General features: G+C 62.1%; 13 protein-coding genes and 1 pseudogene. 9 read left to right on the plus strand and 5 right to left on the minus strand.

Annotated elements, in window-relative coordinates:
- Positions 1–64: 64 nt before the first annotated feature.
- Both H156_RS0104490 and H156_RS15795 read right to left on the minus strand, forming a co-directional pair.
- A complete protein-coding gene (locus tag H156_RS0104490; protein ID WP_248617038.1) occupies positions 65–2689 on the minus strand; it encodes a heavy metal translocating P-type ATPase in 2625 nt (874 codons plus the stop codon).
- An 84-nt stretch (positions 2690–2773) separates the two neighbouring features.
- Positions 2774–3115: a hypothetical protein gene (locus H156_RS15795; protein WP_017364312.1), complete on the minus strand. Its 342-nt coding sequence runs from the start codon at positions 3113–3115 to the stop codon at positions 2774–2776.
- Between the two features lie 578 nt (positions 3116–3693).
- Here H156_RS15795 and cax point away from each other — a divergent pair.
- On the plus strand, positions 3694–4779 hold the full coding sequence (gene cax / locus H156_RS0104505; RefSeq protein ID WP_017364314.1) for a calcium/proton exchanger: 1086 nt from the start codon (positions 3694–3696) through the stop codon (positions 4777–4779).
- A gap of 5 nt (positions 4780–4784) precedes the next feature.
- Here cax and H156_RS0104510 read toward each other — a convergent pair whose 3' ends face one another.
- Complete coding sequence (locus tag H156_RS0104510; RefSeq protein WP_017364315.1) at positions 4785–5957, minus strand: cytochrome-c peroxidase; 1173 nt, start codon at positions 5955–5957, stop codon at positions 4785–4787.
- 240 nt (positions 5958–6197) lie between these two features.
- On the opposite strand from H156_RS0104510, the gene H156_RS0104515 reads away from it, so the two are divergent.
- The 4 genes from H156_RS0104515 to H156_RS0104530 all read left to right on the plus strand — a co-directional run bounded on the left by H156_RS0104515 (position 6198) and on the right by H156_RS0104530 (position 9646).
- Positions 6198–7715, plus strand: coding sequence for a hypothetical protein (locus H156_RS0104515; protein WP_017364316.1), 1518 nt, complete (start codon positions 6198–6200; stop codon positions 7713–7715).
- 25 nt (positions 7716–7740) lie between these two features.
- Complete coding sequence (locus H156_RS0104520) at positions 7741–8439, plus strand: hypothetical protein (protein ID WP_017364317.1); 699 nt, start codon at positions 7741–7743, stop codon at positions 8437–8439.
- Positions 8440–8618: 179 nt separating this feature from the next.
- A complete protein-coding gene (locus H156_RS0104525) occupies positions 8619–9113 on the plus strand; it encodes an FMN-binding protein (RefSeq protein WP_010961152.1) in 495 nt (164 codons plus the stop codon).
- A complete protein-coding gene (locus H156_RS0104530; RefSeq protein ID WP_017364318.1) occupies positions 9110–9646 on the plus strand; it encodes a hypothetical protein in 537 nt (178 codons plus the stop codon). The genes H156_RS0104525 and H156_RS0104530 overlap by 4 nt, the downstream gene beginning before the upstream one ends.
- A gap of 4 nt (positions 9647–9650) precedes the next feature.
- On the opposite strand, the gene H156_RS0104535 is transcribed toward H156_RS0104530, so the two are convergent.
- Entirely contained in the window at positions 9651–10472 is an 822-nt protein-coding gene (locus H156_RS0104535) for a hypothetical protein (RefSeq protein ID WP_017364319.1), read from the minus strand.
- 109 nt (positions 10473–10581) lie between these two features.
- Between H156_RS0104535 and H156_RS0104540 the strand changes: the two genes are divergently transcribed.
- The 4 genes from H156_RS0104540 (at position 10582) to H156_RS0104555 (ending at position 15383) form a co-directional block, all read left to right on the plus strand.
- Complete coding sequence (locus H156_RS0104540; RefSeq protein ID WP_017364320.1) at positions 10582–11526, plus strand: cation diffusion facilitator family transporter; 945 nt, start codon at positions 10582–10584, stop codon at positions 11524–11526.
- A 114-nt stretch (positions 11527–11640) separates the two neighbouring features.
- Positions 11641–12528: a cysteine synthase CysM gene (gene cysM, locus H156_RS0104545; protein WP_010961148.1), complete on the plus strand. Its 888-nt coding sequence runs from the start codon at positions 11641–11643 to the stop codon at positions 12526–12528.
- A gap of 1 nt (position 12529) precedes the next feature.
- Positions 12530–13861, plus strand: coding sequence for a 23S rRNA (uracil(1939)-C(5))-methyltransferase RlmD (gene rlmD / locus H156_RS0104550; protein WP_017364321.1), 1332 nt, complete (start codon positions 12530–12532; stop codon positions 13859–13861).
- Positions 13862–13877: 16 nt separating this feature from the next.
- Positions 13878–15383: a hypothetical protein gene (locus tag H156_RS0104555; protein ID WP_017364322.1), complete on the plus strand. Its 1506-nt coding sequence runs from the start codon at positions 13878–13880 to the stop codon at positions 15381–15383.
- A gap of 370 nt (positions 15384–15753) precedes the next feature.
- On the opposite strand, the pseudogene H156_RS15800 reads toward H156_RS0104555, so the two are convergent.
- Positions 15754–16562 (minus strand): annotated as a pseudogene (locus tag H156_RS15800) (IS3 family transposase); the annotation flags it as partial.

Genomic DNA, 16562 nt, shown 5'->3' on the forward strand with positions numbered 1-16562 from the left:
ACATGGGCGATTCTCTCCTGGGCTGTTTCGAAGCGGGGCGGGCGATGCGAGCGGAGCCGGACTCCTAGGCCGCCAGCGCGCGCCCCTTGTCATCGTCGGCTTCGTCGATTTCCGCCGCCTTCACCCTTTCCATCGCCTCGCCGGCTTTAGGGACTCCGCTCCGGTCCGCCTCGGCACAGCCCGCCCGCTTGAGTTCGAGTTCGAGCTGGTGGCGTCGTTCGGCTTCCAGAAGGGCGACCTTCCGCATCGGCAGCAGGCCGTTGGCGAGCGCCGCGAGCGCCGCGACATTGTTGGTGAAAACCGAGGCCGCCACGCCGAAGCCCAGGGTGAACACACCGAGGACGCAGGCGACATTGGGGGCGATGATCATGGCCCAGCTGCGCGCGATATTGCGCTCCAGCTCACGGGAAATGTCCCGCAGTTCGCAGAGCTTGCCCAGGCCCTGTTCGAGGAACACGATGTGGGCGGTATCCGTGGCGATGGACGTGGCGCCCCGCAGCGAGATCGACACGTTGGCCTTCTTCAGCGCGATGGAATCGTTGATGCCGTCGCCGACGAAGCAGACGGTACGGCCTTCCTGCTGCAGCTTTTCCACGTAATCGGCCTTGTCCGCCGGCAAGACCTGGGCGAAATAGCGGTCCATGCCCAGTTCTTCGGCCAGTTTGCGGGTAGGCGCCTCGTGGTCGCCGGAGATGATGGCCAGGTGCTTGACGCCGCGCGCCCGCAGGCCGGCGACAATGTCCTTCACTTCGGGGCGGACTGCCGCCTGGAGTTCCAGTGCTCCGCCGATCCGGTCGCCGATCGCGACCATCACCATGGTATAGCCTTCGAGGTGGGCGGCATCGAGTGCTTCTTTGATTTCCGGGGTCAGCCCAATGCCCTCCATCTCCATGAAGCGGGCGCTGCCGACCCGGATTCGCCGGCCTTTCACCCTGACGTCGATGCCGTAGCCGACCTTGTACTGGGTCTCGTCGGTCGCCGGCAGGTCGATGCCCCATTCCTCCGCTTTTTTCAGGATGGCCAGGGCGATGGGGTGATGGAACTTCTGCTCGGCACCGGCGGCATACATCAACACCTCGTTTTCCGCGAAACCGTTCGCCGTGATGACGCGGCCGACCTCCGGACACTCGCGAGTGAGGGTGCCGGTCTTGTCGAACAGCACGGTGTCGATCCTGCCCATGAGTTCCAGTGCCCGGCCGTCCTTGACCAGGACACCCTTTTGCGCGCACAGCGCCAGGGAAGACAACAGTGCGAGCGGCGCCGCCATCCGGATGCCGGTGCCGAGGTCGCTGTTCAGGGCAGCGACTGCGCCGTTGGGTCCGATGGTCGCCCATGCGATGGCGCCCACGACCAGGGTCGGAGCGGCGGCCCGATCCGCCAGCTTCTCCCCTTTGTTCTGGGATGACAGCTTATAGCCCGCGGTGTCGTTCAAAATCTGGCTGATCTTGGCGGAGGCCGTTTCACCGCCCGACTGCTCGACCGAGACGAAGATCTTGCCGGCCACCATGACGGTGGACGCGAACACCCGGTCTCCCACGCCCTTTTCCGCGGGGCTGGATTCCCCGGTCAGCGTGTGCTGATCGATCATTGCCATGCCTTCGACGATGTGGCCGTCCACCGGTACGGTATCCCCGGTGTGGACGGCGACGATGTCACCCCTCCGGACCTTGTCCATGGGTACCTCGATTTCGACGCCGTCTTTGACCAGCCAAACATGGCGGGGCTGTTTGCCGAAGGCATTCAGCAGCATCTTCTTGGAATTGTCCTCCGTCTTCTTGACCAGCAGCCGGCCGAAGGACAGGCACCAGGCCAGCACCGCGCCGGGCAGGAGCTGCAGGGTACCCAGGCAGCCGAGCACGACGATCGAATCCAGGAAATCGCAGCCGATCCGCTTTTCCTTCGAGAGACGTTCGTAGGCTCCCCGGAAACAAGGGATGGAGGTGTAGGCGAATACCGCCGCGGACAGTGGGAGCAGGGCGGGAACGGCGAACTGCGCGGTCGCCGCCAGAGGGATGGACAGGCTGCAGATGGTCAGGTCGAGGTCGAGTCTGTCGAGTGCTTCCTGGTGCTCGGCGGTTTCCAGGGCGCTGTCGAGGATCTCGATGAGATTGGTCTGGCTCAGGCGGCGTGGATCGTAGTCGATCTGTACCGTGCACCGCAGCGAGTGTGTTTTGTAGCGATCGACCCCCAGTACGCTCATCAGCTCCCGCTCGATGGCCTGGCACAGATTGTTCTTGCGGTACAGGACGGGGTTCTTCAGCCGGATCGAGCCGGTCTGGTCGCTCACGACCTGCCAGCCCGTGACGCGCTTGCCGAAGCGATGGTAATGCACGACGCCTTGGCGATCGCGCGCGGTGATCATCGGCGCGAAAACCGGCTCGCCCTCCGCTGGCGTGCCTTCGTCTTCCACCAGGCAGTCTGCCACTCGCCCCAGCACTTCTTTCGCGGCATGACGCTTCGTGTCGAAATGCAGCTCGGCGCGGCAGGCCGGCGCCGCTTTGATCGTCGCGCCCCGGATTTGCGGTACCCGGAATACCCGCCGCAGGAAAGCCCGACACACCGGTGTATCGGGGTCGCTGAACATCTCCTGGCCGTGGACGGCAATGGTTCCGGGGGCGGGAAACGAGACGGTGATGCTGTTGGTCCCGGAGTGTTTAGGAGCGCGGGGACTGGAAGCGGCGTAGGGCATTATCGACTGTCCTGAGTGACCAACGAATTGACGATGATTCCTTTGCGAAGGGGCGTCATCGCGCCCCTGGGCCGGCGGCGCGGCTCAGGTGGTGGGTGCGGTCACCGGCGTTTCCTTGGCTTCGTTCAGCGCATCGAGAGCAGCGCGGCCGCCGTCGATGAATCCCTCGACGATGGGATTGTCCTGGGGAATGGCGCGCGCGATGAAGACGGTGCCGTAGACGATGCCGTAAGAAACCATGTAGGAACTGGTGTAGGCGAAGCGTGACAGCGAGCGTCCCACATCCATGCCGGCCAGTTTCTCTTTCACCTTCGCCGCGTCTTCCGTGGCGTTCTGCACGGCATCACGCATCGCATCCGAGATCGATTTCAGGGCTTCGGCTTCGCCGGCGTCTGTGCTGGTACTGTTCGCGGTTGAATCTGCCATGGTACTTGGATACCCCCTTGAAGTTCGACATGTTCGTTGTGCCGGACGGGTCGGTCGTTCGAAACGGCCTGTAACACTCGGGTTCAGGCTAACACGTCTGTCCGGCGGAAGCCAAGACGAAGAGGACGCCGGGAATCCGCTTTAACCTGACGGTAACATCGCGGTGCCGGTCTCAAAGCCGAGCTTCATAAATATCCGTCAGGCTCGTTAAATTTTTATTGGGATTATGTGTAAGTTTCTTGTCCGTCGGCTACGGCGATGAGGCATGGATGAAGCCGATTCCGAACATCAGGTAGACTCCGATCGGCATCATGCCTTCGAGCCGGGTCGGGGCATGGTCGCCGAGGAGGCTCCGGGCGACCTTCATCGACAGGATGATGCCGACGAGTTCGAGCCGGGTGAACAGCAGTCCATACTCATGCCTACGAGATGGCCGGCGATGACCGGGATGGGGGCGACCAGCAGCGCTAGTTGGGTCGTTGCGCCGATTGGTTCAAACCGCGCGATTGTGGTTGGCAGGCGTGACGACTGTTTTGAGAGAACATTCTTATGCGCCATCAATCTTGGGAGCCCCGAGTGTGAGACTGAACTGGTTGCTGGTATTCGTTCCGATTGCGTTGGGTCTGGACTGGGGAGATGCCCACCCGACGCTGGTGTTCCTGGCGTCTGCTCTGGCGATCGTGCCCCTTGCGGCGCTGATGGGCGATGCCACCGAATCGCTCGCGAGTTATCTGGGGCCCACCTACGGCGGCTTGCTCAGCGCGACCCTCGGCAATGCGCCCGAAATCATCGTGGGGCTGTTCGCGCTTCATCAAGGATTGGTCGACGTCGTCAAGGCCTCGTTGACCGGTTCCATCATCGGAAATCTGTTGCTCGGTCTGGGCTTGTCGCTGTTTGCCGGCGGTATGAGACATGGAGAGCAGCAATTCGACTCCAAGACGGCGAGGCGCAACGCGGCGTCACTGATGCTGGCGGCGATCGCCCTGATCATTCCTGCCGTGTTTCACTTCAGCGCGAGTTCCGATGAGGAGATCAGCGTCCACATAGCAGCGGTGCTGTTTTTCGTCTACTGCAGCAGCATCGTTCTCACCCTCCGAAGCCAGAAGGCAGTATTCGGTGTCGCGGCGGCCGCCGAGGAGCTCGAACAAAAAGGCAAGGCCGAACCGGAGCCGTTGGGCGGCGAGCTTGGATGGAGCAGGGACCGGGCGCTTGCGGTCCTCGCCGTGGTGACCATCGCCCTGGGCGTCATGAGCGAAATCATGACGGACGCCGTCCAGCCGGCGGCCGATGCGATGGGATTGACACCCTTGTTCGCCGGCGTTTTCCTGCTGGCGATCGTGGGTAACGCCGCCGAAACCTTCAACTCGATCCGGTTCGCCCGCTCCAACCAGGTGGAACTGGCTCTGGGCGTCACCGTCGGTGCCAGCACCCAGGTCGCTCTGGTGGTGGCGCCCGTCTTGGTGTTCTTCAGCATGCTCATCGGACGGGACATGGACCTCCTGTTTTCCCAGTTCGAGATCGTCGCCGTCATGCTCGCCGTCGTGGTCACACGCGACCTGGTCCGAGACGGCCAATCGACTTGGTTCGACGGGCTCCTGCTGATCGGCGTCTACTGCATACTCGCCATCGGATTCTTCTACATCCCCGTCACCCCGGCTTCCTGACTCCCTTACTCCGGCCGGTAACCGTCGGTCAGGGTCTTGAGGAACGCGACCAGATCGTCGACCTCCCGGTCGCTCAGGCGCAGATTGCCGAGCTCATCGCCATTGACGTTCTGTTTGACCTCGGGTGCGGGCCAACAGCCCAAGCGTTGGGCATCGGCTTCGGGTACGAGTTCGTTCCAACAGGTGGGGCGGACATCGCGGGTGTTGTAGAAGTCCACCACGGACCGCAGGGTGCTGAAATAGCCGTTGTGCATGTAGGGCGCGGTCAGAGCGATGTTGCGCAAGGTCGGCACCTTCAGTTTGCCGTCCTCCCAGAACTTGCCCACCCGCTTGCCCAGTCCCAGGTCGACGAAGGCCGGCCCGTCCGGGTTCAGCGTCGGCGGCAGCGCGTAGAAGGGGTTGTTCGGATTCTTGGGCACGCCGAGGTTGTCGTAGGTGTGATCCGTGAACAAGGGTGGGGTGCCGTCCGCGCTTGGCCGACTCGGGTGACAGGCTGCGCAGTTGCCTTTTTCCTCGGATTCGAAAATCACCAGCCCGCGCATTTCCTGCGGCGTGAGTTTCACTTTCCCTTTCAGGTAATAGTCATATTTGGAATCGAACCTGGCGAACACCGGTGACCGTTCGAAGGCGGCTATTGCGGCTGCGATCCGGTCGTAGGCCTTACGGGTGTTATCGAGCGAGCCGGGACCGAACACCTCGTCGAACATCCAGGCGTATTCCGCTTCACGGACCTTGTTCACTACCGTCTGTTTATCAGGATTGGCCATTTCCAAGGGGTTGAGGAACGGTCCTTTGGCCTGTTCCTTGAGTGTCGGAGCGCGTCCGTCCAGGAACTGCCCCCCAACGAACAGGCGCAGAATGGGGTCGTAGTGGAATGGCGGGGTATAGGCGGCATAGGCCGCGGTCGGCGCATTGCGGTTGCCTTTGAGCGTTTTCAGCGCGCCGTTGGAGGTCGGCTGGCTCTTGTTCGGATCGGAAAAAGCCGTGGCCGGATCATGGCAACTGCTGCATGCCTGACCCGGTGGCGTGGACAGGTTGGTGTCGAAGAACAGTTTCTGGCCGAGCCGGGCCTTTTTGGAAAGGTGTTTTCCTCCCGGTAGAGTGAGTTCTCCCGGGGAAGCCGAAAGGGATGCCATTAGTCCTAAGATGCTCGCCGCGAAGGTGAAACGGTATTTCATGCGAGGTTCCCCTCTCTCTTGCTCGAGTAAATAATGAGAACTATTCTCGTTAAATTCTGGCGCAGGGGCAAGCGCTACCTCTGACCGCTGTCCGATTTCCGGCGCTTCCCGTCATCCCTGGAAGGGGACGCCTTCCTTCAGAGGGCACTTGCAACGTTCCGATGCAGATGCTAATGTTCATTCAAACGCGAATCAATCGCATTTGCAAGCGTGTTATCTTTTATAAGGGGAGAGTCAGCAATGAATGCACCACCAGTCAGGCCGAACCCGCTCCGGGCGGCATTATCCACCGCCCTTCTTTCCGTCGGTATTGCGGGAGAGGCCGCTGCCGCTCAGAAGATGCCTTCGGTCGAAGAGCTCTGGAAAGTGATCCAGCAGCAACAACAGGAAATCGAAGCGCTGAAGACCAAGCTCGGCCAGACCGAGACCGTCCAGAAGGAGGTCAAGCAGGAAGTGCAGGATCTCAAGACGGCCAGCAAGGGGGAAGCGCCGTCCGAGCCGGGAAAGCCGGCTGAGGAGGCCGGCAAGAAAAAAGTCAAGTCCGAATCGGACCGCAAGACCGATATCCTGGCGGCCGAGGTCGAAAAACTCAAGACTTCGCTGATCATCCCGGAAAAGCGGGAATACAAGAGCATGTACGGTATGGCGCCGGCGGCCTCCCAGGTGTACATGAATAAGCGAGGCTTATCGATCGGCGGTTACGGCGAATTCTTCTACACCAATTTTCAAAACGACGGGGTGGAAAAATCGCTGCAGCAGAAAAACACGGCCGACATGGCCAGACTCGTTCTCTACGCGGGCTACAAGTTCAACGACTGGATCGTTCTCAACAACGAAATCGAGTTTGAGCACGGATCGACCGGCGAGGGGAGCGAAGAGAAGGGCGAGGTTTCCGTCGAGTTTTCGTACCTTGATTTTCTGTTCGATCCCCGGGCCAACGTCCGTACCGGTCTGATGCTGGTGCCCATGGGCTTCATCAACGAGATCCACGAGCCGACATTCTTCCATGGCAACCGGCGTCCCGAGGTCGAGCAGTTGATCATCCCGACGACCTGGCGGGAAATGGGCGTTGGCGTACATGGGGAAATCGTGCCCGGCCTGGTCTACCGCGCCTACGGCATCAATGGTCTCAATGCGGAGGGCTTCGATTCGTTCGGCATCCGAGAGGGTCGCCAGGGTGGCAGCCAGGCTCTCGCGGAGAATCTGGCGTTTACCGGTCGGGTTGACTACATGCCGCCCGAATTGCCGGGGCTGATGGTCGGCGCCTCGACCTTCCTCGGCGATGCGGGGCAGGGCAATGTCTTCATGACCGCTGCGGGTCCGCAGAAGCCCAACGTGTTCACCCAGCTCTACGAAGGTCACCTCCAATGGCACTACCGAGGCTTCGAATTCCGGGCGCTGGGAGCCTGGGGGGGGATCGGGGATGCGGCGATACTCAGCGAGGCCAAAGGCGAGACGGTGGGCAGCTCCAATTACGGCTGGTATGTGGAGGGGGCCTATGACGTGCTGCCTTGGCTGTGGCAGGGAACCACCCAGTACCTCGCGCCGTTCGTGCGTTACCAACGTTACAATACCCTGGCGACCGTGCCGGACGGCTTCACCGATTACGACGGCCTTTACGATCGGCGCATCTACCAGGCGGGCCTCACTTACAAACCCATCACCAACATCGTCATAAAGGCCGATTATCAGAACATCAGTTCCGGGGCGGGACAACTGCCGGGCCAGTTCAACCTCGGCGTCGGGTTCATTTACTGAGCAATCCAGTCCAGAGGAAAAATCCATGCTATTTCGCAGACTTCTGTGGGTGACGGCGGCGCTGGCGGTTGTCGCCTGCGCGCCAGCACCGGTCGTCGACCAGTCGAATTTCTCGGACGTGTCGGGGCTCGAGCCGTCCTTGGGACAACAGGCACAGGCGCCGGCCGGCGGACGCATGTTCACGGTCTACAATTACTGGCACCGCAAGGGAGCCGTCTTCACCGAATCGAGCCGGCAGGTGGTCGGCGAGGGCGCGGTCTTCGTCGATGCCGGTGATCCGGTGTTTCCGGCAACGGTGCAGAGCGACCCAGTCTATTGTTCGGACAAGCTGATGTACATCGATCCCTTGATCGGTGCCTACAAGAGGGCCTGTTTCTCGGACGAAACGGGCGATGGCCTGTTCGATCACGTCCGGGTGGCGCCGGAGTCGTCCTGGATCAAACAGCCGCTGTCCCCCCGGCTGCCGTACAAGACCCAGGATATTGTCGTGCCGCACGGTGGCGCCTTCCGCTACGAGTTGATTTATCAGGGTTTCGCCAACAATACCCTCAGCCTCCGGTTCATGGAGTACAAGGGAGGCGATTTCGACCGGCCGATGGTGACGCTGGACATGAGCTATGCGGCTGACACATTCCCGACCACCATCACTTTCCGGAATCTGAAGGCCGAAGTGCTGGCGGCCGACAACCACAAGATCGTTTACCGCGTCCTCAGCGGATTTTGACGTTTTCATGACCTAGAGTGGTCCGTAAGGCACGGTCTTTGGTGTAGCATGAGCTTGCAAATGACATTGAGGAGTATTTTTCTTTGCACAGTCAATTTTGTGTTTCCAGAGGCGAATCGGGGCAAGGGAAGGTCGGGTTTTTTGCTGCCCTGCTGACAGGGGTTTGTCTGCTGGGAGTGATGCCAAGTGCCTGTGCAACGGTCTATCACAGTCAGGAGGAGGCTTTCGAACTGGCATTCGGCACAGGTGTGTCCGTGACGGCGGAGCCGGTGTTTCTCACCGACGAGCAGATCGCCGCGGTGGAGCGGGAGGCGCGGGTGAAGCTCGATTCAGGCCTGTTCACGTTTTACACCGCCGAACGGGATGGCAAGTCCTTGGGATTCGCGGCCATCGAATCCCACACCGTGCGGACCCAGCCGGAGAGTCTCCTGATCGTGCTTTCCCCGACGGGCGAGGTGGGGCGCGTGGAAGTGCTGGCGTTCCACGAGCCGCCGGAATATCAGCCGGCGGCGCGGTGGTTCGAACTGATGAAAGGAAGGACGATCGAACAACTGATACCGGGCAACGGCATCGACGCGGTATCCGGAGCCACACTGAGCTCGGTGGCTGCACTGGCCAGTGTCCGGAAGGTCAAGGCGATATTCAGGCAGGCGCATCCTGCCGGAGGTGAATGATGCGATTTTTCGTGACCGGGGAGCAGAATCGGCAGATGATGCTCAATGCCGTGGTGCTCTTGTTTCTGGGGTACATCGCTTTGTTCTGGGTCAGCAACGGCCTGATGTATTTCCATAAAATGGGGTTGACGGCGCAATCGGTGGTCGAGTATTACCTCGGCTCGCCGGAAAAATTCACCCAGCCCCGGAGTTACCAGAGTCTGCTGGAAGTCACGCATTTCCATCTGTTCTCGATGGGGATGCTGGTGGTCACGCTCGCCCACCTCGTGTTGTTCACGCCCCTGCCGACCGGCCTGAAAGTCTGGCTGACCGGCCTGACGTTTTTCGGCGCGGTGGCGGATGAGGCGGCGGGCTGGCTGGTCCGTTTCGCCCATCCGGTTTTCGCCTATTTCAAGATTGGCGCGTTCGTCTTGCTGGAGCTCAGCCTGGCGACCCTGATCGTGGTCGTGTCGCTGTCGCTTCTGGCCCAGCGCACGCGACTGCGGGCCAAGGAGCCTCCGCGCTCCGTTCAGGCCGTGACGGACGTCGTCTGAGGATTCACCAGAACTTGAGCTTTTTCGCCGCATAGCCCTCCGGAATGGCCATGACGCCGGGCGGGAAGACGTCCGAGTTGACCCTGCTCAGGGTCAACGTGGCGGCCTGTTGGGACGAAGCGTCGTGGAGTTCGACCGGGATACCGGGATAGTCGGTGAGGTTTACCGTAGGCAGCGGCCCGAGATCGACGTAGCGTGCCGCCACCCCCTTGGCTTTTTCGGCGATTCTGGACGAAAACAGTAGCATGGCACGCAGGGTTTCGTAGTCTCCGGCCGGAAGCTTGAGCGTTTCCGCCGATGCCAGGCAGATGTCGCCCTTCTTGTCCCCGCCCTGACGCAATTCCACTTTGCTGCAGGCATAGCCTCCTTGAGTTTTTGCAGTGCCCACTTGCGCCAGCACGATCGGCCGACTGTCTTCCGACTTGGCGGTGATCCGGTCCAAGTCGACGCCGCCCAGGATGTCCGACCACTTGGCTCTTTGTTCCGGAGATACTTTTTTCAACTGTTCGCCCAGTCCGCGCAGGAGCGGCTGTACGTCCTGGACTTGGGATACAAGTTCGGCGACCCGCTGCTCGGTGACGGGCATATAGGCCTGTTTGCGGTGATCGATCAAAAATGCCGCGTTTCGGGATCGATTGAATAGAATGTCCAGTTCGCCATCACCCCCCGCCGACTTGATGAGTACCTGGCCATCCTTGACGAACAGCGACTGCGGCGCTTTTTCTCCGGCGACCTGATATTGCAGCGTGGTGTCGGCAAAAGCCGGGGCGATGGAAAAAGGGGAAGCCAGGATTGCGCATGCGATGCGCCGGGAAAGTCTTGTCATGGGATGACCTGATCGGATTTTTCGTAAAGCGGATGATGCGGGGCGCTGGGCAGCTGCCGGTGCAGCAAATCCGTTAAAATCGGTGTTTTCGCGCGGCCTGGAGAACTCTGTGCCTCACGACGACCACGAACACCATCATGCGGCTGATTCCGCCGGAGCGCAAGGGCGATTGGTCTGGGCGTTGATCCTCACTGGCGGCTTCGTCGTGTTCGAAGCGCTGGCGGGCTGGAAGGCGAACAGCCTCGCGCTGCTGACCGACGCCGTGCACAACCTGAGCGACGTGTTGGCGCTGGGCCTGAGCTGGTACGCCATGCGGTTGACCGCCCAGCCGGCGCACGCGGCCAAGACTTTCGGCTACCACCGAGCCGGCATCCTTGCCGCCCTCGCCAATTCGGCCGGGCTGGTGGGCGTTGCCTTGTACATTCTCTACGACGCCTACGTCCGCCTCCTGAGTCCCGCTCCGGTTCAGGCCGACATCCTGATCGGGGTGGGTGGGGCAGCGCTGCTGGTCAATGCCTTCACCGCCTGGCTCGTCCATCACGGCAGCCACGACGACCTGAACATGCGCAGCGCCTTCCTGCATCTGCTGGGCGATGTGGTGTCAACCCTCGGTGCCATCGCCGCGGGTGTGGCGATCCGCTACACCGGTCTGTACTGGCTCGATCCGGCGGTCAGCGTCCTGATAGCGCTGCTCATCCTCTGGAACGCCAAGGGGCTGATGGCCGAAGTCATGGACATCCTGCTGGAAAGCACGCCGCGGGATGTGGACATGGGTTCGATGGTGCGGGACATGATGCAGGTGGAAGGTGTGCATGGGGTGCATCATCTCCATGTGTGGAGCATTTCGCGGCAGTTGCGCATGCTGTCCGCTCATATCGTGACGGACGACATCCGGCTCAGTGAAGGCGAGGAGCTGCAGAGGCGGGTCACCCGTCTGCTCGCTCGACGTTATGGTATTGCGCATACGACGCTGCAACTGGAGTCCGAGAGCTGCCAGCCGGATCAGCTGTATTGCGACATCTCCAGGCCGAATCACCGCTATCATGGTGAATGAGCCGGCAACGTCCGATGAACACACCGTTGGCCGTTTGACGGTCAATCCGGAGAAAACCGCTCGGTCATTACTCCTTACAATAAGCGCCAACAGAAATTTTCCGCAGGCCGCTCCATGTTTCCCACCATCGAATCCTTCGTCGGCAACACGCCGCTGGTACGTTTGCAGCGCTTGCCCGGCGACACCGCCAACTTCATTCTGGCCAAGCTGGAAGGCAACAACCCCGCGGGGTCCGTCAAGGACCGGCCGGCCCTCAGCATGATCCGCTGCGCCGAAGCGCGCGGCGACATCCAGCCAGGCGACCGGTTGATCGAGGCGACCAGCGGCAACACCGGCATTGCCTTGGCCATGGCGGCGGCCATCAAGGGCTACCGCATGACCCTGATCATGCCCGATAACATGAGCGCCGAGCGTCGGGCGACGATGAAGGCTTTCGGGGCCGAGATCATCCTGACGCCGGCGGCGGGCGGCATGGAGGCGGCCATCGACCTGGCACGGGCGATGGAGGCTCGGGGCGAGGGCAAGATCCTCGATCAGTTTTCCAACTCCGACAATCCACGCGCCCATTACGAAGGCACGGGGCCGGAAATCTGGCGAGACAGCCAGGGGCGGGTCACCCACTTCGTCAGCTCCATGGGCACCACCGGCACCATCATGGGCACGGCACGCTACCTGAAAGAGCGGAATCCTGCGATCCAGATCATCGGCGTCCAGCCCAAGGACGAGGCCAGGATCCCCGGCATCCGGCGTTGGCCGCAGGAATACCTGCCGAAGATCTACGATCCCTCGCTGGTGGACCGCATCCTCGACGTGACCCAGGAAGAGGCCGAGTCGACCACGCGGGAACTGGCGGCACAGGAAGGCATCTTCGCCGGCATTTCCTCCGGCGGTGCGGTGGCAGCCGCCCTGCGACTGTCGCGGGAGGTGGAGAACGCGGTGATCGCCGTCATCATCTGCGACCGCGGCGACCGTTATCTCTCCACAGGCGTATTTCCGGAATAAGATGGGTCATCGAGGCAAAAGAAAGCCGCTGCCGGCCGAGCCGATCGCAGCGCACATCGAATCTTTCGCCCACGACGGCAAGGGGATCGCCCACGTCGACGGCCGGGTGGTGTTCGTCGATGGCGCTTTGCCGGGCGAAGACGTCACTTTCGTCTATACCGAAATCAAGCGTGACTACGCCGCCGGGCGGGTGGTGGAGATCGTCACGGCCTCGCCCGACCGGGTGCCGGCGCGTTGCCGGCATTTCGCCCTGTGCGGAGGCTGCAGTCTGCAATATCTGTCCGAAGACGCCCAGATCGCCCTGAAGGAAGATCTGCTGCTGGATCAATTCCGCCGTATCGGCAAGGTCGAACCGGCGGCTCAGTTCCCGCCGCTGCGGGGACCGCACTGGGGTTATCGCAGCCGGGCCAGGCTCGGGGCGCGCTACGTGGCCAAGAAGGGCAGGGAGCTGGTGGGATTCCGCGAACACGCGAGCGCCAAGATCGTGGACATGACCGATTGTCCCGTGCTGCATCCGGCGTTGGGGGAGCGCATCCAGGCCTTTGCCGAGTTGATCGAGGGTCTTTCGCTGCGGGAACGGCTGCCACAGATCGAGGCAGCGGTCGGCGAGGAGCGCACGGCGCTGGTGTTCCGGGTGCTGGAGGACCCGACCGCCGAGGATTTCGCCAGACTGGCTCGGTTTGGCAAAGACCAGGGTCTGGACGTCTACATCCAGCGGGAAGGGCGCGACTCGGTCGCTCCGGTCTATCCGGAGACCGCACACGACCTGAGCTACAGCCTCCCGGAATGGGAAGTGACCTTCCGCTTCGGTCCCCTGGATTTCACCCAGGTCAACATGGCGATCAACCGCCAGATGATCGACCAGGTCATGCAGGCGCTCGATCCCCAGCCGGAGGAACGCGTGCTCGATCTGTTCTGCGGCCTGGGAAACTTCACCTTGCCGTTGGCGCGCCGCGCCGGCCACGTCACCGGCGTGGAGGGAGGCGCGGAAGCGGTCGCGCGGGCGATCCGGAATGCGGCGGACAACGGTATCGGCAACGTCGAATTCCACGTTGCCGACCTGTCGAAGCCGGAAAGTTGCGGTTCCTGGGCCGGCCGGGAATACCACAAGGTGCTGCTCGATCCCTCTCGCTCCGGCGCCCTGGAAATCCTCCAGTGCGTGCCGAACTGGAAAGCCGGGCGCATCGTCTACGTGTCCTGCAATCCTTCCACCCTGGCACGCGATGCCGGCGTTTTGGTCCACGAATACGGATATCGTCTGCTCAAGGCCGGCGTCATGGATATGTTTCCGCACACCGCCCACGTCGAGTCCATCGCGGTATTCGAGCGCTGATCTCGAGGTTTTCACCATGAAAAGACTGCTGCTCACGCTGGCCGCCGTGCCCGGACTCGCCCTGGCCATTCCGGCCACGCCGGTGATGACCCTGTACCAGTTCAACGGGCCGCTGGATATTCCGTACTATGACGCCGATGCTTTCCTGCGCAACGGCCCGGCTTCGCCGGCCGGGACGTTGAGCCAGGGCAGTTCGGTCATCCCATGCCTGGTTCTGAAGAACGGTCAACCGCTGACCGACGCCACCGGTACGCCTTACGTCGGTTTCAAACTCGTCGTGGATTCCCGTACCGCCACTCCCGCCTCGGCGGAGAAATTCAAGCAGGCCGTGGCGGAGCGCAAGACCCTCGTCGTCGCCAACCATCATTGCGATGCCTCGGTCCGGCACGTAATCGACGTCCGCAAGCTCTATCCCATGGAAAAAGCTCCTTTCTTCGATCCGCCACGGGAGCCGGCCCGCCGGCCGGTCAGGCCGGACCAGGGCGAGCTGGATCGGATCGTAAAGGCGTTCCACGACTCGCCTCAGTGTGAAAGCGCCAACGGCAGTCTCACCGGCCGACGCTCCGCTCTGGCCCGCGCGTGGGACCAGTTCGCTCGGGCCAACCCCGGCCATTGGCCGGCACGGGCACTGGAGCAGGCCAAGCAGCTCGATTACGTCATGCGCACCGCCCTGTTCGAGGGGCATCTGGAGCGGGGCTGCAATGCCTACGGTGCCTGTGAACGCAACGTCATCGCCCTGTCCATCCGCAACCGCGGCAAGGAAGGCTGCAGCAGCGGCCAGGGCTGTGGCGCCCCGGGAGATTTCCAGGGAGTGGCGTCCAGGCCCTCGCAATACAATATCTGGGACGAATACCTCACCCAAGTCACGGGTCTCACGGCCTGCTTCCTGCGCCAGGACTTGAGTCAGACCGAGCGCTACGCCAAGCTGCAGGCCATGTACGCGCAGACTCTCCCGGACGTGCAGCGCATCCTGTTCGGCGATGATGCGGACCTCAGGGAAATCTTTCCCTTCGTTCCCCTCACGGACCTGAAGAGCCTCAAGCACTACTACCACGCTCCGGCCATGGGCAAATGCTTCCCCGGCCACGAGCGGGCGGAGTACATCACCGGTGCAGTGGCCCGGAAGGGGCGGGATTTCGCCCTCATCGCCAATACCCGGATTCAGGTGGAGGATCGTGCAGACGGCGGCTACTTCTTTCGGGATTTCCTCGTGACCGCCAAAGACGACCGGGATGAAATCAGGATCGTCGACAATTATCCCGGTTTCGTCATCGACGCCCGCAAGGTCGATCTCAAGCCCACGGCCCGCTGCCTGCCCTACGGCATTCCCGCGGGCTGCGAATTCGGCGAACCCGGACGTTACCGCACCACCCCGGTCTGGCTGAACACGGGCCGACCGCTGGAGCTGCGCTGTCATCTCGAGGACCGGGGAGAAAACTGCCAGGCGCCCGCGGTCGCCAAAACCGTCGGCGTCGGCGGCCGATGCGATACCCAGATGCGGCCGGTGGCCGGGGTGAAGTGAGGTTGTCGGCGCCTTCCTTGCAGGCCAGGCGAGATTGAGGCGTTTACGACCTTCGAGCCGTTCCGTTCTTCCTTGCCTACGACGTGAAACGACCGGTAAAACAGGGTCTTGTCCAGTGTTCCATCTATGGCCCGGTTCCTGCCGTCAATGGAGCGAGAGCCTGTCCCAAAGGAGGACCGATCATGGCGGTGGTACCTGGCTTTTCGTGGCTTGGAGCGGCAATGCGCGTCGCACCGAGGATGCAGGCGGGGATTTCGTCGTCGAGGTCGACACCGTCACACGATACGTCGCGCTCTATACCCGGTCCGGGACTTTGGTGCACGAGGCTACCTGAATCGCCCCGGGTTCTGTGGAGGCTGTATGGTTTGAGTTAAGTGGTTTCCACGGTTCTGTCGGCGAGCCGACGATAGTAGTTTGCCTCAGCCCCGACCGGAGGGACATAGCCGATGGATTCCAGCAGGCGGTGGTCATTGAACCAGGCTACCCATTCCAGGGTGGCGAGTTCGACGGCCTCCCGGCTCTTCCAGGGTGCTCGGCGGGGGATCAGCTCGGTCTTGTACAAGCCGTTGATGGTTTCGGCCAGGGCGTTGTCATAGCTGTCGCCACGACTGCCCACGGAGGGCTCGATCCCGGCCTCGGCCAGGCGCTCGGTGTAGCGGATGGAGACATACTGCGGGCCTCGATCGCTGTGGTGAACCCGGGCATCGGTGCGTTCCGGTTGCCGGGCGTACAGGGCCTGCTCCAGTGCGTCCAGGACGAAGTCGGTCCGCATTGAATGACTGACCCGCCAGCCCACGGTGCGACGGGCGAACACGTCAATCACGAAGGCCACATACAACCAGCCCTGCCAGGTCGAGACGGAGGTGACATCCGACACCCACAGCTGATTGGGACGAGCCGCCTTGAATTGCCGGCTGACCCGATCCAGCGGGCATGGGGCGGCGTGGTCGGGCACCGTGGTGCGCACCACCTTGCCGCGCCGCACACCGGCCAGCCCCAACCGCTTCACCAGGCGCTCGACCGTGCAACGGGCGACCTGGATACCTTCGCGGTTCAACGGGCGCCAGACCTTGTCGGCGCCATACACCTACCTATTGGCGTGCCAGACCCGCTGAATTTCTCGCATCAGAACCGCATCGCGCCGGGCACGCGCGGGAAGCAGGCGGAGGTCGCGCTGCT

Source organism: Methylococcus capsulatus str. Texas = ATCC 19069 (assembly GCF_000424685.1).
In the GTDB taxonomy this organism is placed as follows: Bacteria; Pseudomonadota; Gammaproteobacteria; order Methylococcales; family Methylococcaceae; genus Methylococcus; species Methylococcus capsulatus.